Here is a 19405-nt window from a genome sequence, read left to right as displayed (position 1 = left end):
TATGGCTCTTTTATGATGGCAATCAAAAATCGTGAAGCTTGGTGTAATCGAGCAAGGAATGGCTTAAATTTAGTTGGACCCTATTTTAAGGGCCGCTTTTATGAGCAACCCTTGTTCGAAAAAAGATCTTTAGCGGCAAACGTGGCCTGGATAGCCTTTGTTGCCGATATAGCACTTGCATGGAGCGCCGAATTTGTCTTCATAGCCCATGTCACAATATGTACCGCCATTTTTATGAAGGCAGCAATAGTTCGACGTCGAAGTCGCAGCTGCAGTTTGCTGCAAATTCAAAAGAAATTCTGAAACTGGAGTTTCTTCTGCAAAAGCTGAAGTCGTGAAGCTCAAAGCGATCAAAGTCATAGCGAAAAGTTTTTTCATAAGGTCCCCCTTTTGGTGTAGCTCTCTTTCGTCATACACCAAAAAGGTCTCTCGGCACTCAGGATGTGCAAAACGAAATGGAATTAGTGTTTCCACTCGTTCCACACATTCAGTTGATTTTCAAAAAGAGAGGGCTCAGAGAGTCAATTCTGGCGGCGTCTTTTTAGTGCTATCTTTAAATCCCGCAGCAATGTGAGAGTTATCGCAAATGGGTTTTGATTTCGAATTGCCACAACGACAAAGGTAGACACTTTCCGTTCTAAGCACGACTCGGCCAGTGCCAGTGCAAAGTTCGAGGTTTCCAGAAAGCGATAGTGGGCCATTCTCAGTGCGTTGAATAGATAAGGTGCCGCCACGATTCTTTAACTCGGTGGCGTCGATGGTTTCAGGTTCACCACTGGCTTTAAATTTGGCAGCGACATGGGCGTTATCACAAAACGGTTTGTTATTAGATTTGCCGCAACGGCATAGGGTCGCGCGATAGCCGGCTTTTTCACCATCGACTTGTAAATCCGCCAGCAAAGTGTAAGGGCCGTTTTCTCGAAGGCGTAGGACGTTGACGGCCGGTGCTTCTTCGTCGTGAAGGCTTGCAGTTTTACTTTTATAAAGCAAAGCTCCGGAAGGGCACTGACGGATCACGGCCGCAAGTTCTTCTGGATACGCTTTTTCTGGAAAGATCCACTTGCCCGGAGTGTTCGCCATAAAAACCCCTGGCAGCTGTGTTACACAGTGGCGCGCATGGATGCACTTTTTAGTTTCAAAAGAAACGGCAATGGCCGAAGACTCAGATCTTTCTATCGGGGCCGCATCGCTGGACTTAGCAACCTCTGCCAAAGAGCTTGCGGTGCTTGAGGAGACTTCTTCTGTTGCAGTACTATGCTCTGCCAGCTTGCGGGCACGAATAAGCACATCATGAACTTGGTCTCGAGCGACTTTCAGTTGGTCAAGGCACGCTCTGATATCTTGATTGTGTTTTTCCCGCTCATTGAGCTCATTAAAAAGTTTTTCAAACACGGCTTCGAATTGCTGAAGCCGTTCAATCATAATCAGAAGCTCACCCTTAGAAGACAAAGACGCCGTAAAACGATTCATGGCAAAACTCATTCCTGCATTGACGCCAGGTTTACTCGGAGAAGCCGGCATATAGGTGAGAGTCTCTCCGACAATGCCCATGGCATGCATTATGGTAAAGGCTATTTCTAAAAGCTCTTTTTTCTCGGCCTTGGGACGATTTTCAATCGTATAAATTTGTACCAAGGATTTTAGCATGAACATATAAAGCGCATTCGATAGATCCATGAACTGCGCAGCCAGCGGCTCGTCGACAAAAACACGATGTTCTCGATCTAACGGAGTCCGCATCACAGGGTTACGAGCAATCGGTCTAGATGGATCAAACGAAGGATTTTTTTTCAGAAGCTCTTCGTATTCTTTTTTGATTCCCTGAAAGCGCGCAAAGTGTGAGCCCTCTTCTTGAAGCGCACTTTCCCCTTGGCGAACAATGGTGTCCAAGGCTTTCAATGCCGTTTCTTTGTCTTTGATAATGATAAGTCCCGGCAGTGGTGAATCCACCGGGCCAATTTGCTGTGCAGGGTCGCCACAGAACAGAGCTTTTTCTCCGATCTTTTCGCAAAGGTGGTCAATGGATTCGCGCAATGCTTGATAGAAATCGCCAACGGTTTCATAGTCTCCGGCATAAGCCATTAAGCGGCCAACAGGGGCCACTCGGCTATAGTGAATATCCGCAGAAAAAGTTTTTCCATCTTGAATCTCTAGAGAGCGGGGACGCTCTAGATAAATAAAATGATCTAAGGTATCCATATCAAACTTTGCAAGTTCGACGATAATTCCTTCGGGATACATACCTGGAAATGCAGGAAAGTTCGGACGCGAAAAGTGAGGCGTCGAGCCAATTGCGACAAAAAGATTCGCAACTAAAGCAAGATGAGTCATTTCTTCGATACAAATTCCCAAAATCACACGACGCCACCTCTCGACGGCAGCCAGTTCTTCTTCGGTGAGCCCCTCATCTAAATTTCTTTTTAAGCCAAACATGGCATAGAGGTAGAGACACATGAAGTTGTGCTCGAGCTCGGCGGCTTCTGCAAGCGTCGAGAATAAATGAACTCTGGATTCGACTACGATCTTCGAACTGGCCATAGGACACTTCCTTTGAGCGAGAGCATAACAAGCGCACAGTCAGATTCAACATGCTAAAAATCAGCTAGGCGAGGCAACTCGAAGCTTTTACCATCAAGTTCACGGAGGCTCCGATGCGGACAAATAGATTGAAAACACCAGTGAGTGACGAGGATCATGGTCAAGGAAGCGAGAACGCTAAAATCACTATTGTCGAATATGGAGACTTTCAATGTCCCTTCTGTGGAAAGGCATATCCCATGGTGAAAAGGCTGCAAAGGGACTTTGGCAAGGACCTGCGTTTTATCTTTCGGCATTTTCCACTGATTCAATCGCATGAACACGCATTGCTGGCTGCTGTGGCCGCAGAAGCTGCGGGGGCTCAATCTAAGTTTTGGGAGATGCATGATAAGCTCTTCGAGAATCAGCAGAATCTTTCTGCACAAGACATTCTTGATTACGCAACGGAGTTGAATTTAGATCTCAAAAAATTTGACGAAGATATCAAAAGTGCCTTTCTGTTGAACAAAGTAAAGGCTGATTACCTCAGCGGGGAATTTAGTGACGTCAACGGGACTCCCTCGTTCTTTGTTAACGAAGCAAAATATGTAGGTCCTTTGGAATATGCAGAGCTGAAGAGCTTTATAGAGAGTATGAAAGAGAAACCCTCAGCATCACTTTAGTGTAATATTGCGCTTTCTCAGACTTGTCTTTATGATGGTGGGCATGAAGTGGATCCTTGCGGCCCTTGTTTTTGCCTTTTCACATACTCTCAATGCGGCGACATTTAAAATATTTGCGGCTGAGACACCTCCATTCCTTGAAAAGAAGGGCGATGGAGTCGACGGTCTATCGGGACTTTTTGGAACTATTGTTGCGGAAAAAATTAAGAAATCTGGCAAGGCGAAAGAGTTTGAAGTCGTTTGGGTTCCATGGAAGAGAGCCCTGCATGAAACTTTGAAAACCCGCAATGGACTCTTTTTTCCTTTAGCGCGCAGTGCAGACCGCGAAAAAATTTATGCTTGGCTAGGCCACTTGGGCGCGGTTGAAAGCTGGTTTTATGCCACAGATCCCAAGATCAAATTGGAAAGTTGGAATGAGCTCAAGAAATACCGTATAGGTTTTCTTAATGGCAGTATGCGAGATGACGAACTACACAAGATTCTTGGCAGCAAGGCCACAAACATCGAGGGTCTTAACGAAGATTCGATCAACTATAAAAAACTAATCTATGGACGGATTGATTTGTGGACAACTCAGACCGAAGTTTTTGAAACGGCAGAGAGGGACTACAAAGCGAAGAACCCCTCATCCCGTAAAGTCTATGCAATTAAGAAGTTTCTTGATCAAGAAGTGTGGATTGCCTCGGCTGCCAATATGGAAGAAAAGTACCAAGAGCAAATCCGCACTATTTTCGGGAACACTAAGAATTGAATCTTAGCGATTGTAAGCACAACTGATCGCAGGCACGTGCATGACGTCTTCCAGCTTCAGGGATTGACGTGTGTCTGCCATCACGAAAGAGCCATGACCGATATCCGCAATACTTTTCAAGTACGGAGGAATCGAAGAACGAGTTCTTCTTGCGTAATAAACGCTGTTCAAAGTAATGCGACTTGGAGCTAACTCCATAATAGACGCTGCATCTGGAATAACTTGTTCTGGGCTCTTATAATCTGTTGCGAGTCCATCAGAGATCGTCACAACAACATACGAAGCCTGGTCGTCAGCGTTCTTTTGTAGATCCGCAGCGATAGCATCTTTCGCCATTTTTAAAGCGGCTTTGTAAGGAGTATTTCCGCCATCATCATTTCTTAAAAACGCTTTATAGCCTTGAGACACGACATCTCGTTGATTCGAAAAGCTAGGGTGACCTTGTTTTGCAATTTTAGCTTTAGCGGAAGTGCCTTGGAAAAGCACCAAGCCAAAGTAGATGTTTTCTTTGTCAACGTATTGAGTGATGAACTTACGAAGAGTATGGGATCTCCATTTTTTATCCGGATCACTTGGAACCGTCCCGTACTGTCCAAAGTTCGAGCCCGAAGCATCCACCAAGAAGAGGACTTTTACGATTTTATTTGGCTGGATCGAAGCGGGTTTACAGAAGTCCCCACTCTGAGGTTGTAGCGGGCCGCTATCTGGAATTTGTGTCTGCCCTTGTCCTTGCTGTTGTTGATCCTTCGGCCAATTCGGCTCGAGGCGTGCGCGTTGGCAACCGATCAAAAGGCTCAAGGCCATCAGAAGTCCCAGGGGACCAAAATTGAATTTTTGAGAGAACGGTCTCATAGGGACCTCCTTTGCTGAAAGAGGTCTATGCAAAAACCAGGGCCATTTATGAGCACTATAGGGGATTTGGCGAACCCCCAGGGCATTACTCGTTAGACAAGTCTGTAATTATTCCCGGGGGCCGTGTGAGGGGGCTATTCGCAGCTCACTGACTTTTCAACAAGCTGACCAGTGCGATCATTGATCGTCAGGGTCATCTTGCAGGTCTGATAAGACACGCTACGATCAACGATCACTCTGTAAGTGCCAGAAGGATCTTCGTCGTATTTAAAGTGCGAAGTATATGACACGTCATACTTTGGCTCAGCGTTCAGGCGAACTGCGATGTTCACGTCTTCAGAGGCGTTCATTGCGCGCGCATGAATCAAAGCAATGCTTCTAGCTTGATCACGAGAGATTCTTTTTGAGTTTTCGATTTGCTCCAAGAAGCCGCCAGCAAAACTGTTTAAAGAAATCATGCTCAAAAGAGCGACTGAAGTAACTTTAAGAAATGTGTTTTTCATAAGGTATCCTTTCCAGAAGGTTAGTTCACAAAAGGAAATAGCAACGTCTATGCCTCTGTTTTTAAGGGGTTAAATACGATTTTACCTATGAAAACCGACCATGCTTTAAACAGGGCCGGAAAATCGGCAGATTGTGGAACAGATGGGAATGCTCTTGACTCGCTCTCTCCTGTAAACATAAAAGGCTAGGGAACCTATTATCGGAGGGCTTTCCATGACTAAGATCTTTGTAACTACATTTCTTGCAATGGCGACTTTGTTCTCAACTCAAGCTTTTGCCAATCCTACGACTAAAAGAGATATCTATAACCTTGCTCGTGAAATCCAAGATGCACTTGTGGACACAACGGCTAGCGATTCTAACTTGATCTCTGCAAAAGAGCAGTTGGAAAAAGCGTTGGACTTGATTCAACGTAGTGGCAATGGCGGCAGCCCTGTTTCTGATGCTTGTGTTAAATTTGCTTACGAAAAATACTATAAGATGCTGAACACTTCAGATTCCATGACCAAAGCGGGCCAAGCATGCCGCAAGACGGACTCTTTGGAGGTGATGGAATATCTTTACGAAAAAATGTACCAAACCTTAAACTCAGTGGACGCGATGGACAGAGCTGCCGAAGCTTCTCAAGCTCCGATTGCGGGAAAGCTTGAGATCGTAAAGTTTGCCTATGACATGTACTATAAACAATTGAACGCTGCAGATTCTGCAAAACGAGCTGCTGACGGAGCACGTAGAGTCGACAGAAATGCGAAGTCGTGCTTAGACACCGCTTACAACAATTACTATCGCAGCCAAAATTCTGCAGACGCGATGGACTCTGCATTTAACTTCTGCGCGAACTACTAAAAGTTAAAGGCTATAAAACCTTGCTTAGAAAAGTACGTGCTCGCTCGGTTTTTGGGTGATCAAAAATTTCAGCGGGCGTGCCGGTTTCAACGATTTGGCCTTCGTCCATAAAAAAGATACGGTCACTTACTTGGCGGGCAAAACCCATCTCGTGAGTGACAACGATCATTGTTCTTCCGTGATGGGCCAAGGATTTAATCACATCCAAAACCTCACCGACCATCTCAGGATCTAGGGCCGAAGTCGGCTCATCAAAAAGAATTACTTGGGGATTCATCGCAAGTGCGCGAGCAATCGCCACGCGCTGTTGTTGGCCCCCAGAAAGTTCATTAGGGTAAGCATCGGCTTTTTCTTCTAAGCCCACGCGTTTTAGAAGCTCGCGGGCTTGTTTTTCGCCCTCGGCCGCGGACTTGCCAGCGACTTTCTCTGGAGCAAGGCGGATATTTTGTAATGCCGTCATGTGCGGAAACAAATTAAATCTTTGAAAGACCATCCCCACATGGGATCGAAGCGAGTTTAAATCTGTTTGTGGATCCGTAACTTGATACTTATTCAGTTCGACAGTTCCACTCTGCGCTTTTTCAAGAGCATTCAGACAACGTAAGAACGTGCTTTTGCCAGAACCCGACGGCCCAATAACACAAATCACTTCGTTGTCCTGAATCTCGCAGCTGACGTCTTTCAGTACCTGCTTCTCGCCAAAAAATTTATTCAAATTCTTCACGCGGATCATATCGTTTTATACTTTCTTTCAAGAGTATGGACGCCATAGGAAAGAAGCATCGTCAGGATCAGATACAAAAGTGAGATGAACAAATAAGGCTCCCAATAACGAGCGTGCGCCCCAGCTGCGGTGCGAGCTGCATAAGCCAGTTCCGCCAAACCAATCGCCGAAACCAATGAAGAGTCTTTCAGTAACATAATAGCTTCATTCCCGAGGGGCGGCAGCATTCTGCGCACAGCCTGGGGAACAATCACGTGTCTCATAGTTTGAAAGTAACTAAGGCCCAAAGAGCGAGCCGCTTCTGTTTGTCCGCGATCGATGGATTGAATGCCCGCACGGAAAATTTCTGCAATATAAGCGGCAGAATTGAGAATCAAAGCCAGTGAACCAGAAATAAAGGCTCCGTGCTCGCGCTTTAGGTAAGAAGCCACTTCCCCGCGAATCAGCCAGCCTTCATCCGGGTGAATCAAGAGCGGCACCAAAGCAAAGTGAATCAAAAGAATTTGTACAAACAGGGGAGTGCCACGAAAGAACGTCACATAAAGTTGCGAAGGCCAGCGCACAAACAGCAAGATGGGAATACGCCAAGGTCCATGCTCTACCTGAGCGATTTTTCCAAGGCCCAGAAGCAATCCCAAAATGGTGCCACCAGCCACGCCAATCAACGTCAGTTGCAGAGTTGTGACCAACCCTTGCATGAAAAGCGGGAAGTACTCAACGATGATGTCGCTTCGGAACCAGCTGAACATTCGTTATTTTTTCTCTTTGAAGTAAGTCTGATAGATGCGGTCGTAAGTGCCGTCTGCTTTAATTTCAGCAAGGCCTTTGTTGATTTTATCTAAAAGTTCTTTGTTTCCTTTTTTAACGGCGATGCCATAAAACTCTTTCGGGAAGCTTGGATCAGAAATGACTTTGAAATCGCCGTTGTTATTAGCCTGGAAGTTATTGATCACCCCATTGTCAGCAACCACGGCGTCAACACCACCATTTTGCAGCTCTTGCAATGCCAGGGGAGTGCCTTCGAAGCGCTTCACGTTGGCGTTTGTCTTACCTACAAGTTTGCTAGCGATATCGTCCCCGGTTGTACCGGTTTGAACGCCGATTTTCAGGCTTTTCAGATCATCTAGCTTTTGTACTTTGGATTTTGTAGGTACTGCAATCAACTGAGCCGCTTCGAAGTAGGGTTCAGAAAAATCCATCTGTGTTTTGCGAGTGTCATTGATAGTAATAGCAGAAATCAAGATGTCTCGGTCACCGCTTGCAAGCTGAGTGAAGAGGCCTTCCCAAGGTGTATTGATGAACTGCAATTCAAGCCCAGCTTTGGCTGCGATAGCTTTTAGGATATCAATATCAAAACCCTGAATCTCTTTAGCTGCATTTTCACTTTCAAATGGGGCATAGGCAGCATCAGTGCCAACGAGCAGGGCTTTGGATTTTGCAACCTCGGCTTTTTTAGTGCAGGCGCCGAAAACCGTTAGTGACAAAGCTAAAACGAGATAAGTAATTCTTTTCATAGATTTCCCCCAGCCCAATTAGAGATAAAATTGTGGGAAAGATCAAGCAATCCTTGTGGGTCTTCTAAGAGATCTCGAACCCTGTGATCCACTTGCTGACCACCTTTGAGGTCTCTGCCATGTCTTTACGTGCGCGGACCCACCATACAGAGACGTCGTCTTTGATATAGGAGGGAAGATTCAATTTCAGCAGCTTTTTATCGCGCAGATAATTGTGGACCGACATGGCCGGAAGAGCGCTCCAACCTTCGCCGTGAACAACGGCCGAGCGGAGACCGATAACTGCGTCCGCAGTGATAGGGGCTCTTGTCAGAGGTTGAAAGCCCAAAGCGTTTTCTGGATTCAGGCTAGTGTGAGGAATAAAACTTCTTTTATGAAGTAGCTGTACGGTTTGATCCTCGTTTAGCCCCGAAAATTGTTTTTTCCACGCGTAGGGAGCAACGACTACCCAATCGTAAGAAGAAATCTTCTTATAAGCGATGGAAGGATCGGTGGGGGCATGGCCCTGAATTACAAGGTCTGTTCGGCCCTGAAGCAGCTCTTGTTCTTGATTACTGGCTGTTAACTTGAATGAACAGGATTGACCTGTTTTTAAAAGCTTCTGAAGTTTTGCAAACTCAGGAATAAGCATCTCTTCTGCAAGCCAAGCGAAGGACGAAATTCGCAATGTTGATTTTTCTTGTGCTAGTTCACTTTGGCTTTGCATGATTTCTTCGGTCCACAGAGCAACTCTTCTTCCGGCTTCAGTGACAGCCCATTTGTTTCCGACTTTTTGGAGATAACCGAATTCAGATGAAATCTTTTGAACTTTCCTGACAAGTGAAGGGGGATCCATTCCAAGAAGTGCCGCAGCCCCTCGCAAGGAACTGGCCTGATTAAAGGCATTTATGATCAAACAATACTCGGGGGGAACTGTAAATTTCATCATGTTGTATATATACCAACACAATGTACAAAAATAAACAACAGACAGGCGTTCCTGGTTATTTTATAAGCAGTTCCAGATAATCACAACGAGACCCTGGGAGGTTCTATGTTTAAAATGATATTCACATTGCTTTTAATTTTGAGTTCAACGCAAACGTACGCCGTAGAGGTCCTTGTAGACCGACCAGAAGGCGAAGCTAAGGGGCTCGTTATCGTAGCCCCTGCAAAAAAGTACCTAATGAAAGAGCGCTTATTCTCGGGTTTAGCGGAAAAATTGAAAAGCCAGGGATTTATTACCGTTCGCTTCAATTGGTCTGAAGACACTCTTCAAGTTCCAGAGCAGGAGCTTCGAAAAGCCGCGCGAGATATTCATGAAGTCACAACAAATGCGCAAAAGACTTTTGGTTTTGGTGCGGATCAAACGGTTCTTATTTCCAAAAGCTTTTCTACGAAGGCACTAGATCCTTCGATCGATCTTGCAAGAACTCATATCCTGTTAACACCGAATTGCTCGACTGAAGCTCCGTTTGAAAAAACTTATTGGAATATTCTGAACAAAGAAGACATCCACTTAAAAATGGTGATTTCAGAAGAGGACCCGTATTGCAAAGTCGATGAAATTCGCCGGACATTAAGGGATCTTCAAAGAGAAGACTTGTTAGCAACGACTTCAAAAGGAGATCACAATTTCGTCGTTACAGAAGAAGCAGGGCCTTCTTATAAATTTCAAGATCTTGTGATCGAGTACGTTACGAACTTTGTAGGGCAATTAACTCCATAGAGAAGATGTGTTGTTTGAATCGTTCTTTGAAACGATTCAAACTGTTCTACTTCAGAGGAGCTAAGGCTGTGCAAGGAGATGGCACAGTCTTCAGAGCTTTGGTGTATGTGCTTGATTCCAGAGTTTCTAGAGTCTTTGTAAGCGAAGACTGCATCTCGGCCACTTGGGCTTTGATTCCGTCTTCAGTCTTTGCGCTGGAGAGGAACTTTTCGTAAATTTGGCAGCTGCCGCGCTCTTTGCAGATCGCCACTTTGGATTTCAACGCCGGCAAATCCGCTTCGCTGATGGTTAAGCTTTGCCACTTTTCAGCTGCACTGTCGGTAGCTGCAGATAAAGCTCCACCAAGACTTGCTAGGTCCTTCGAAGCCAATCCGCATTCACGAGCCGTCGCGCCTTCAGGAGCATCCATAGTCACTCTCACAGCGACGGTCTGACGGCGCAATTTTTCCAGTTGTGCATAAGGAACTTGGGCTGCCACTGGCAGCCCAACAAATATACTTAATAAAACAGCGATAGACCTTTTCATGATTATTTTTGAAGACCTGGTAAGTCTAAGATGGAAACCGCTTTGTGCGAAGAACTAGTCTTGAGATAATTCACTACCAACTGTGTCGCTTTCGCAGATTGTGAATGAATGTCATGGAAGAGTACGATTCCGCGTCCGGTTGCTTTCATTTGTGCAACAACGCGATCACGAATAGAAGCTGGGTTTTTATCCTGCCAATCTAAAGAGTCCACGCGCCAGAAGAAATGATCCAGATTCAAAGCCTGAAAGCGCGCGCCGATAAGTTGACTTTTTACGCCCGAACCATAAGGCAGACGGAAATAACGAACTTGTTTCCCCAAATTTTTCGTAAGGGTAGCTACTGAACCATTGATTTGGTAGTCAAGCGCCGTTGTATTTCCAGCTTTTGCTAAAGCTCCTAGATCTTTGTGATCCGCAGAGTGTGAGCCAATCACGTATCCCTGAGAGTTCAATTCGCTGACGATAGACGGTAGGTTCGTTGCATTTTTTGAAAGCCAGAAGAACGCAGGTTTCACCATTCCTGCTTGTGCCCATGCATCGCGGATTTCTTTTGTGAAAGTGGAGTGAGGGCCGTCGTCATATGTAAATACGAAGTTCCCTTGTGGCAAAACAGATCCTACCCAGTTACGGCTCTTCCAATCATAAGCGCCTACTTGGTTTGGCTCACGACGGTCGCCAAAGCAATTTCCTGGTTTAACGTCACTTTTGGTGACTGTTTTGTACTTAGCCATGCGAGTGCCAACATATTTCGCCATCGCTTCGTCATCCATTGGATTTACGTGAAGTTCGGGCCATTTTGTAGCTTCGGTCGTAAAACAATCTTTGGCGCCACAATATGTCTCTTCATTTTCCGCCAATAGACGAATCACTTGCATCACTGCGACTTCATTTAGAACATCGACTTTAGCAAAAGCGCGAAGCTGTTGATACATCCACTCTCTTCCAGGAGCGCCTTGTTGAAGGGCTGCTGCGAAGATCACACGCAGTTTTTCATCGATAGCTTCTTGCAGAGGACGTACTTCTTGCAGACGGCAATAAAGCTGCGAGTTCATCAATTTGTCTGCATCTTCTTCTTTAGAGATTTTCGCAAGACGAGCATCGAAAGAAGAAACAAGGATTTGGGCAACGCGAACGCCAGACAGAAGCTCGTGAACACGCGAAGAATCTTGTTTCGCAGCTGCATCCTGCAAAGATTTAATTTGATCATCAGGTAAGTGAGTTGCGTGTGATTCAGTTTGTGCTGCCGGTTCACGCGGACTTTCTTGGTTTTTACTTCCGGTATGATTACAAGCCGTCATGAATAGACCTAAAGACAGTGCTAAAACGAAGCGAAACAAATTCATAGATTACTCCTCTATGATTCAGATTTTACGCCTAGTTTTGTATAAATACAGAGTGGGAAATGTGGCACTGGACTAATTGCCGCACCCGCATGTTCCAGTCGGGTGACTTGAGTCGGCCATCGAGGCCGCCTCAAGTCAGAGGTGCCCCGCGAGGGAGTGCGACTGCGGGCCGTTCTGGCCCTTGCCCCTTCGGGGTAATCGCTGCGCGATCATCGAAAAAATGCCGTCATGGCATTTTTTGGAACCCCCAAAGTCTTGAGTTAAAATCCTCGTGGAGTACTCACGTAAAAATAAAAAAGCGACCTCTTTGGGTCGCTTTTTTATTTTTAGATGGTGCCCCGCGAGGGACTTGAACCCCCACGCTTGCGCACTAGATCCTAAGTCTAGCGTGTCTGCCAATTTCACCAGCGGGGCATGCGGTATATTTAGTTTTTACGCCTGAACGATTTTTTTGTAGTCAGGAGCACGCATTAGGTTTGCTAGCTCTTTCTCCGTATCCATTTCGATGCGGATCAACCACCCTTCGTTCATTGGGTCGTCATTTAATACAGAAGGATCGTCATTAAGTCCAGTATTGATTTCGATTACTGTGCCAGAAACTGGAGAATAAAGGTCGCTGGCTGCCTTTACGGATTCAATAACGCCGAAAGTTTGGCCTTGGGTTACTTTTTGACCTTCCTCTGGAAGCTCAACGTAAACAATCTCACCCAATTGCTCTTGAGCGAATTCAGTGATGCCAACAGTAACGATGTTCTCGTCAACCTGAGCCCACTCGTGTTCTTTTGTGTAGTAAAGTTCTTCTGGGATATGGAATGGCATTGAGTTTCTCCTATTTACTCACGAAAGGGGTTTTGCACACTTTCGCCTTCACTTTACGTCCACGGATATCGACTGAAAACTCAGTCCCCTCGGCCGCAAATTCCGAAGAAATATAGGCGATTCCGATGGGTTCGTCCAGGGTTGGTGAGTGAGTCCCACTAGTTACCTTGCCGATTTCTTTATTGTCAAAAGAAAATAGGGAGTAACCCTGGCGTGGAATCCCCTTATCCAACATCTTAAAACCAATTAGCTGCTTTTTTAGGCCCTCTTCTTTGACTTTGAGCATAGGAGCCTTGCCCATAAAGTCTTTCGCGGACGGTTTTATCGCCCAACCAAGTTTGGCTTCGTAAGGATTCGTCGTGTCATCAATCTCATGGCCATAAAGGGACATTTTGTATTCGGTTCTGAGGGTGTCGCGGGCACCAAGGCCGATTGCTTGAACCCCGAACTCTTGGCCCTGAGCCAAAAGATCACTCCAAAGAGTCGCCGCCCCCTTGGCTTCAATAAACACTTCGCCGCCTTTTTCGCCGGTATAACCGGTCGTTGCAAGGATGGCTTTGAAGCCTTTGTAGTCAAAGCGGTGAACTTTGAAAGTGGCCATGTCGCTTGCTTTGAAACCGAAAACCTTATCCATCAACGCCAAAGCTTTAGGTCCTTGAACCGCGATTTGACCCCAGTAAGAAGATTCATTGGTGATGTCAGCGCCTTTATTGTTCTTCACCATCCAGGCAAAGTCTTTGTCGGCATTCGAAGCATTCACACACACCAAGTAGTCTTCATTCTTTTTCAGGCAGTAAACAATGATGTCGTCGACCAAGCCGCCTTGCTCGTTCGGAAGAAGGCTGTACTGAGCTTCGTTATCATTCAACTTTGCCACATCGTTAGTGGTTAGCCATTGCAAGGTCTCAAGAGCCTTCGATCCTTTGAAGCGAACTTCACCCATGTGAGAAACATCAAACAAGCCGACATTGGTACGAACGTTGTCGTGCTCTTCGCGAAGACCTTTGTACTGAACGGGCATCCACCAGCCGGCGAAATCCACCATGCGGGCGCCAAGTTTGACGTGCTCTTCAGCTAAAGGGGTTTTATTGAGTTGGCTTGTTTCCATAAGGGCCTCCAGGAAATGTCCGATGGGGCAATTTCCCTGGGCTCTTAGCTCTTGTCAATAGCAGGGGTTTTGCTGGATATTGTCAAAGCCCCATAGCAAGGAAACGCCCGTGATTCTCTCGGAAAGACTGCAGTTAATCTATGAAAACCTGCTGCCAGAAAAGGCGGTTTGGGATTTCTGCTGTGACCATGGCTACCTCGGGGTCGAAGCTCTGAAGTCGCGAAGATTTTCCGAAGTCTATTTTGTCGACCAGGTTCCGCACATCATCCAAGGTTTGGAAAAAACGGTGCGCGAGAAATTCTCAGAAGTTTCTTCGCAAGCTCATTTTAAAATTTCAAAAGGCGAAGAAGTTGATTGTCCGGTTACCGGAAACGTTGTGATCGCGGGTGTTGGTGCTTTTGCAATTTTTAAAATCATAAAAAGTTTATTTAACAAAAACTTTTTGCAAGCTGAGCGTTTGATTTTATGCCCACAAAGAGATGAACAGAAGTTCATGGACCTGCTTTCGGCTTTGGGAGCAAGTTTCACGGACACGTATTCTATTCACCAAGAAATTGTTTGTACAGAAAGACGTCGTCAACGTCACATCTACATCGTTCAACGTTCGACAAATTAAATATTTTTCTGTCGAGTTGTCCTCACCACTGATCCAAACAGTGCGGACTTTATGTGGCCGCAAACATTTTAACCATTTCTTGTTTTCTTCTTGCTTTCGATTTCACGTTATTTTACGCATAATGTCTCTGCGGGAAATTTCAAGTTGATAAGTGTGGTATATGGCTCAGTTAAATTCTATTAGTGCTAGTGATTTTAGGACTTTCCTAGAACAAGAGCTCTCTCGCAGAAGTTCGGTGAATCCGAATTATTCTCTGCGCGCTTTTGCACGAGATCTTGGCGTGGACTCGTCTTTTTTATCAAAGCTTCTTAACGGAAAAAGGTCGATGACAGCGCGGACAATTCTTAGTCTGGCGCCACGTCTTTCGCTCTCAGAGCAGGAAGTACAGGACTATATTCAAAAGGCCAACGGTCGTCGTCGTCGTTATTCTTCGGGCGCTCAAGAAGTGCACGCAATTGCTGAGATCGAAAATGCGCACTTACTTCAATCGATGGAATGGTATCACCTCGCGATTTTGGAGCTTGTTGCATCTAAAAATTTCCAAGCAAATGCAGCTTGGATTGCAGAGCGTTTGAATTTAACAATTGCTCAAGCGCAAACAGCTCTCGATGATTTGATGACTGCGGGTGCATTGTCTCAGCGTGAAGACGGTGTTTGGAAAACAGAGATCAACAATCACAGCGTTTCCAGCAAAACGAATCCGCGCGCTCAACTCGTGAAGCAGCAGATTTACAACCAAGCTATTGCTTTGATTCCAAATCACGTTGGTGAACATAGCACAACGACAGTTTGTGTTTCTGAATCTCGTCTTGCAGAAGCGAACGAGCGTATTGCTAGATTCCGTCGCGAACTCAGTCATTTCTTGTCTGAGCCGGATGACAAACAACACGTTTATCAGTTGGCGATTTCTTTGTTCCCTGTTTCTAAATAAGCGAAACAGGGTCTTTCAATCTTAATTCATTAGAAACTTTTTGTGCATCTTCGGGGATTTCAATCAGAACTCCCCGAGGAATTTCTTGGCGAAGGCCCTGCTTATGCATCCACGCAAGGAACTCGCGTTCTTCGCTTCGGCAGAGCAGTTGACGGTCTTTGCCTTTTTCTTCAAGGCGATCCCCAACAGTGCGGGCCCAGTTGCTGGGTCTTGCAGGAGCTTTGGTTTTACGAGCCAAAAGATAGCTTGTTGTCAGCGTGCGATTTTTCATCGGCAGATGCTGTTCCATCTTTTCAAACCACTTTGGCATTTCAAAGTGAATTCGATCATGGCACCAATCCGTTTTGGAATTTATCAAAAGGGGGCAGTGGCCCTGATGGGTGCAAGGCGCCCACAGACTATAGCCTTCTTGAATTAGCTTCTGTCGAAGTTCTAAAAGCTTTCTGCCATCTTGCTGAGTGGAGGGCTCTAGAATCATCAAAGCTTCCATCTTTTTAGCCCACGGTGGAAGGTCAGAAAGTTCCGTCAGCGAATAAGAGAACACTGCAAGCGTGCTTTGTGGATTTTCAAAGTTCGGAGCTTTATCAAGCCATGTTGTTTTTGCTGGCGGCAAAAATGCAAAGCGCGAACAAATATCTTTAGCTCGCTCTATCAAAGTGAACTTTTGAAAATCTTCGGTCAGCGCAAGGCTTGCGGTGCCAAAGCCGGAACCAAAATCGACGACGCGATCTAAGCCTTTAAAGAAATTCTGAAAACGTGCTTCTTTGACGACGGCTTGGACTCGGGCATTGTTCAAAGGCAGAAAATAGACCAAGTACGCAATCTGCGCCCAGTTCTCGCTCCACGGAGTCGCGCCCTCTGGATGTTGAATGAAATAGTCCGAAAGTTTTTTGACGGCCTCTGCCAGTTTTTGGGAGTCTTGCAACGTCAGATTGAAATTCTTAAGTGCACTCTCGATTTTCTGCTCAAGCTCTTTCGGAACGGTGAAAAGTCTTTGCATTACTGAAGCTCTTTCAACACGCGCTCAGGAGTGATTTGATTCATACACGGATACATCGGGCATTTGTCACCCAAGCAGTGATGAGCCGCCGGGCAGTCGACATCCGGAGAGAACAAATGCACATCATTGCCACGAGCGCCCCAGCGTTTTTCAGTTTGCACTCGAATCGGAGAATAAAAACCATATACACGTGTTCCAAGGCTTGCGGCCATGTGAATCACGCCAGTGCTTGGTGCAAAAACAGTGTTCGCTTGTTCAAGCACGTACAATAGCTGACTAGGATTTAAGGCTCCTTGCAAAGAAATCACCTGAGGATCGTTCTTGTAAGCCTCTTTGATATCTTTTAGCCAAGGCTCATCAGCCGCAGTTCCAGTGAGTACCACTTTGTCGTAGGTTTTCAGTTTTGCGATCAGCTCGATATAGTATTGAGTTGGCCAATTCAATGCAGAACCCGCCATACCTGGGTGAACCACCACGTACTTTTTTGGCTCTAGCTTTCGGTGAGTCAACCACGCGGGTTGAGGATCGGCTTTCAGGTGAAGAATGGGAGCCGTGACGTCAGGAATATTCTCTGGATCAATTTGTTTAATCAAATCCAGGTTGTAATCGGCTTCGTGTTTTACAGACAGGCTGCGTTTTTGGCGAACACCCGCGTTTAAGAAAATAAAACTATCCCATTTAGATAAAACACCGATGCGTTTTGCGACCTTACACTTCCACAAAATAAAGCTGACCCACCACGGAGCTTGAATGCTAACCGCGACATCCGGTTTGATTTCGCGAAGAAGTTTTTCAAGTTGCTTGCGAGCTTCTTTTGGGTTCGATTTATCGAGCTCAATATATTTTCGCTTTGGATCCGAGTGATCGGGAATAAACGATAGGCCTTTAGAAATCACCCAAGTGATTTCCCAATCTTTGAGATAATCGATTTGGTCCACAGGCATGGTACAAATCAGATCCCCAATTTTATCGAGACGTATAAACACGGCCTTTTTCATCGAAGGGTCATCATAGCATGGGGCCTGGGGCCATAAGAAGGGAATTTTAGGCTTGGAAAGGGTCGGGGGATACGCTCAAATGATTCTTATGAAGAAAAATATCGTGATCCTGACAGGCGCCGGAATCAGTGCTGAGTCCGGGTTAAAGACCTTTCGCGATAACAATGGTCTTTGGGAAAACCACCGGGTGGAAGATGTCGCAACACCTGAGGCCTTTGCTCGAAATCCCGAGCTGGTTCATCGCTTTTACAATCTTCGTCGCTTGCAACTAAACGAGGTCGAACCCAACGCCGCTCACAAAGCTCTGGCTGAACTTGAAAAAGCGTGGCAGGGGGATTTTCTGCTCGTCTCACAAAATGTCGATGACCTTCATAAACGTGCAGGCTCAAAAAAACTCTTAAACATGCACGGTCAGCTTCGTAGCATTTGGTGCACAAGTTGTGATGCTAAAATGAATTGGGAGAACGAACTAACTCAAACCAACGAGTGTCCTCGTTGTCGAGTGAAGGGGGATCTGCGACCTGATATCGTATGGTTTGGTGAAATGCCTTACTATATGGACGAAATCTATGAAGCATTAAACTTTTGCGATTACTTTGTCGCAATTGGCACTTCTGGAAATGTGTATCCTGCTGCGGGCTTTGTGCAAATGTGCCCGCAAGCGCATAAAATTGAAATCAACAAAGATGCATCTTTAGTAAGCAGTTATTTCGACGAGCAGTGGATCGGGCCTGCTTCCGAACAAGTTCCTACGTGGGCAAGAAAGATTCTAAACTCCTAGCTTTCGAAAGCTTGAGCTTAATTAACGCGTACCTTTACCGAGCACTTTGTTCCCACTTGTTCCAAAAAGTACCTGAATGGACGCAGATCTGTGTGGTAGCCTTTTTTCATGACCTATACACATCATTTGAAAATAGCAGCCGCATTCTTAACGGGTACTGTTCTCTGGAGTTTGGGTTCACACTCCCAAACGATTCCCCACGGATTTTGGAAGAAACAGAACTCGACACCCGCAGCTCCAATCACCATTCAAATTATCAGCACAGATGCGACCTGGGATGTTCCCGCAGACTGGAACAACTCTAACAACAAGGTTGAATGTATTGGTGGCGGCGGTGGCGGCGGAACCGGCAATGCAAGCTCACCCTTTCAAAGTGGCGGTGGTGGTGGCGGTGGGGCCTATACCTATGCAAACAATGTGACTTTAACTCCAGGAGGCACCATTTCCGTGACGATCGGCCTTGGCGGTACTTCTGGAAACAACGGTGGCGATTCGATTTTTAAAGATACGTCGACTGTAGTTGCGAAGGGCGGAACTGCCGGAGGCAACTCAGGCGCCTCTGGATCTGGCGGTGCTGTAGGTTCATCCGTTCCAGCGGCAAATGCAAAAGCCGGTGGCCATGGTGGTGCCGGTGGCGGCGGTCTTGGCGGCGCAGGTGGTGGCGGCGGTGCTGCAGGTCCGGATAGTGCTGGTGGCAATGGTGGCAACGGTAACGGTGGCAGCAATGGTGCTGGTGGCGGCGGCGGCGGTGGAAACTGCTCGACATGTACGGGTGGCAACGGCGGTGCCACGACAGGCGGCGCAGGCGCCACTTCTGGAAATAATGGCGGTAGTGGTGGTAAAGGTTCGGATCAATTTACTATCAACGGTGGTGCTGGAAACAGCGGGACCAATTTTGGCGGCTCTATGGGAAGTGGTGGAGGCGGCGGCGGTTCCGCCGGTGGTCAGAATACAGCGGGTAAAACAGCCGGCAATTGGGGCGGCGGCGGCGGCGGCGGTGGAAGTAGCGGCGCTGCTGGCGGTGGCGGTATTGCCAAGAAAGGCTACTGCCAAGTTACTTACACACCACTTTAAACGAATTTCTTACAAGTATAAAAATACACAAGGGGCTTCAAAGGCCCCTTATCTTTTGGCCCCTGTATAAATTTCTTCGAATATGGCAGTTGTGGTCCTTTCATTGGATT

General features: G+C 46.3%; 22 protein-coding genes and 1 tRNA gene. 8 read left to right on the top strand and 15 right to left on the bottom strand.

Annotated features, from left to right (window positions below):
- Window positions 1-129 precede the first annotated feature (129 nt).
- A complete protein-coding gene (locus ACLWBB_RS17370; protein WP_413288826.1) occupies window positions 130-378 on the bottom strand; it encodes a hypothetical protein in 249 nt (82 codons plus the stop codon).
- 135 nt (window positions 379-513) lie between these two features.
- Entirely contained in the window at window positions 514-2538 is a 2025-nt protein-coding gene (locus ACLWBB_RS17365) for a ferritin-like domain-containing protein (protein ID WP_413288825.1), read from the bottom strand.
- A 113-nt stretch (window positions 2539-2651) separates the two neighbouring features.
- Between ACLWBB_RS17365 and ACLWBB_RS17360 the strand changes: the two genes are divergently transcribed.
- Together ACLWBB_RS17360 and ACLWBB_RS17355 are read left to right on the top strand one after the other, a co-directional pair.
- Window positions 2652-3200, top strand: coding sequence for a DsbA family protein (locus ACLWBB_RS17360; protein WP_413288824.1), 549 nt, complete (start codon window positions 2652-2654; stop codon window positions 3198-3200).
- A 43-nt stretch (window positions 3201-3243) separates the two neighbouring features.
- Window positions 3244-3951 (top strand): hypothetical protein, encoded by a 708-nt coding sequence (locus ACLWBB_RS17355; protein ID WP_413288823.1) that lies wholly within the window; start codon window positions 3244-3246, stop codon window positions 3949-3951.
- Window positions 3952-3954: 3 nt separating this feature from the next.
- Here the strand turns inward: ACLWBB_RS17355 and ACLWBB_RS17350 are convergent, their stop codons facing one another.
- Window positions 3955-4803 carry a vWA domain-containing protein gene (locus tag ACLWBB_RS17350; RefSeq protein WP_413288822.1) on the bottom strand — a complete coding sequence of 283 codons (849 nt, stop codon included), beginning with the start codon at window positions 4801-4803 and terminating at the stop codon, window positions 3955-3957.
- A 134-nt stretch (window positions 4804-4937) separates the two neighbouring features.
- On the bottom strand, window positions 4938-5306 hold the full coding sequence (locus ACLWBB_RS17345) for a hypothetical protein (RefSeq protein WP_413288821.1): 369 nt from the start codon (window positions 5304-5306) through the stop codon (window positions 4938-4940).
- 214 nt (window positions 5307-5520) lie between these two features.
- On the opposite strand from ACLWBB_RS17345, the gene ACLWBB_RS17340 reads away from it, so the two are divergent.
- Window positions 5521-6153, top strand: a complete 633-nt coding sequence (locus ACLWBB_RS17340) for a hypothetical protein (RefSeq protein ID WP_413288820.1) — start codon at window positions 5521-5523, stop codon at window positions 6151-6153.
- A 10-nt stretch (window positions 6154-6163) separates the two neighbouring features.
- On the opposite strand, the gene ACLWBB_RS17335 is transcribed toward ACLWBB_RS17340, so the two are convergent.
- From ACLWBB_RS17335 to ACLWBB_RS17320, 4 genes are all read right to left on the bottom strand, one after another.
- The gene (locus tag ACLWBB_RS17335) at window positions 6164-6886 is read right to left on the bottom strand and encodes an amino acid ABC transporter ATP-binding protein (RefSeq protein WP_413288819.1); all 723 of its coding nucleotides are present in this window, start codon (window positions 6884-6886) and stop codon (window positions 6164-6166) included.
- Complete coding sequence (locus tag ACLWBB_RS17330) at window positions 6883-7626, bottom strand: amino acid ABC transporter permease (protein ID WP_413288818.1); 744 nt, start codon at window positions 7624-7626, stop codon at window positions 6883-6885. Before ACLWBB_RS17330 ends, ACLWBB_RS17335 begins: the two co-directional genes overlap by 4 nt.
- 3 nt (window positions 7627-7629) lie before the next feature.
- Complete coding sequence (locus tag ACLWBB_RS17325) at window positions 7630-8391, bottom strand: basic amino acid ABC transporter substrate-binding protein (RefSeq protein WP_413288817.1); 762 nt, start codon at window positions 8389-8391, stop codon at window positions 7630-7632.
- A gap of 64 nt (window positions 8392-8455) precedes the next feature.
- Complete coding sequence (locus ACLWBB_RS17320; protein ID WP_413288816.1) at window positions 8456-9319, bottom strand: LysR substrate-binding domain-containing protein; 864 nt, start codon at window positions 9317-9319, stop codon at window positions 8456-8458.
- A gap of 105 nt (window positions 9320-9424) precedes the next feature.
- Here ACLWBB_RS17320 and ACLWBB_RS17315 point away from each other — a divergent pair, with 105 nt between their 5' ends.
- A complete protein-coding gene (locus tag ACLWBB_RS17315; RefSeq protein ID WP_413288815.1) occupies window positions 9425-10099 on the top strand; it encodes a hypothetical protein in 675 nt (224 codons plus the stop codon).
- Window positions 10100-10145: 46 nt separating this feature from the next.
- On the opposite strand, the gene ACLWBB_RS17310 is transcribed toward ACLWBB_RS17315, so the two are convergent.
- The 5 genes from ACLWBB_RS17310 to gcvT all read right to left on the bottom strand — a co-directional run bounded on the left by ACLWBB_RS17310 (window position 10146) and on the right by gcvT (window position 13895).
- Window positions 10146-10625, bottom strand: a complete 480-nt coding sequence (locus ACLWBB_RS17310; protein ID WP_413288814.1) for a hypothetical protein — start codon at window positions 10623-10625, stop codon at window positions 10146-10148.
- A gap of 2 nt (window positions 10626-10627) precedes the next feature.
- Window positions 10628-11968, bottom strand: a complete 1341-nt coding sequence (locus tag ACLWBB_RS17305; RefSeq protein WP_413288813.1) for a polysaccharide deacetylase family protein — start codon at window positions 11966-11968, stop codon at window positions 10628-10630.
- Window positions 11969-12299: 331 nt separating this feature from the next.
- Window positions 12300-12382: transfer RNA gene (locus tag ACLWBB_RS17300), tRNA-Leu, on the bottom strand.
- 18 nt (window positions 12383-12400) lie between these two features.
- The gene (gene gcvH / locus ACLWBB_RS17295; protein WP_413288812.1) at window positions 12401-12787 is read right to left on the bottom strand and encodes a glycine cleavage system protein GcvH; all 387 of its coding nucleotides are present in this window, start codon (window positions 12785-12787) and stop codon (window positions 12401-12403) included.
- A gap of 10 nt (window positions 12788-12797) precedes the next feature.
- Window positions 12798-13895, bottom strand: coding sequence for a glycine cleavage system aminomethyltransferase GcvT (gcvT, locus tag ACLWBB_RS17290; RefSeq protein WP_413288811.1), 1098 nt, complete (start codon window positions 13893-13895; stop codon window positions 12798-12800).
- Between the two features lie 109 nt (window positions 13896-14004).
- Here gcvT and ACLWBB_RS17285 point away from each other — a divergent pair, with 109 nt between their 5' ends.
- Both ACLWBB_RS17285 and ACLWBB_RS17280 read left to right on the top strand, forming a co-directional pair.
- Window positions 14005-14511, top strand: a complete 507-nt coding sequence (locus ACLWBB_RS17285) for a tRNA (adenine(22)-N(1))-methyltransferase TrmK (protein WP_413288810.1) — start codon at window positions 14005-14007, stop codon at window positions 14509-14511.
- Window positions 14512-14671: 160 nt separating this feature from the next.
- On the top strand, window positions 14672-15442 hold the full coding sequence (locus tag ACLWBB_RS17280; protein WP_413288809.1) for a TIGR02147 family protein: 771 nt from the start codon (window positions 14672-14674) through the stop codon (window positions 15440-15442).
- Here the strand turns inward: ACLWBB_RS17280 and ACLWBB_RS17275 are convergent.
- A complete protein-coding gene (locus ACLWBB_RS17275) occupies window positions 15435-16442 on the bottom strand; it encodes a small ribosomal subunit Rsm22 family protein (RefSeq protein ID WP_413288808.1) in 1008 nt (335 codons plus the stop codon). The genes ACLWBB_RS17280 and ACLWBB_RS17275 overlap by 8 nt on opposite strands.
- Window positions 16442-17440 carry a glycosyltransferase family 9 protein gene (locus ACLWBB_RS17270; protein WP_413288807.1) on the bottom strand — a complete coding sequence of 333 codons (999 nt, stop codon included), beginning with the start codon at window positions 17438-17440 and terminating at the stop codon, window positions 16442-16444. The genes ACLWBB_RS17275 and ACLWBB_RS17270 overlap by 1 nt, the downstream gene beginning before the upstream one ends.
- An 88-nt stretch (window positions 17441-17528) precedes the next feature.
- Here ACLWBB_RS17270 and ACLWBB_RS17265 point away from each other — a divergent pair, with 88 nt between their 5' ends.
- Window positions 17529-18221: an NAD-dependent deacylase gene (locus ACLWBB_RS17265; protein WP_413288806.1), complete on the top strand. Its 693-nt coding sequence runs from the start codon at window positions 17529-17531 to the stop codon at window positions 18219-18221.
- A gap of 108 nt (window positions 18222-18329) precedes the next feature.
- Window positions 18330-19295 carry a hypothetical protein gene (locus tag ACLWBB_RS17260; RefSeq protein WP_413288805.1) on the top strand — a complete coding sequence of 322 codons (966 nt, stop codon included), beginning with the start codon at window positions 18330-18332 and terminating at the stop codon, window positions 19293-19295.
- Window positions 19296-19405: the final 110 nt, after the last annotated feature.

Origin of the sequence: Bdellovibrio sp. HCB337, assembly GCF_047302465.1 — a bacterium.
Lineage (GTDB): Bacteria > Bdellovibrionota > Bdellovibrionia > Bdellovibrionales > Bdellovibrionaceae > JACMRP01.
The sequence above is the reverse complement of the archived record's forward strand: the minus strand, read 5'-3'. Positions and strand labels throughout refer to the sequence as shown.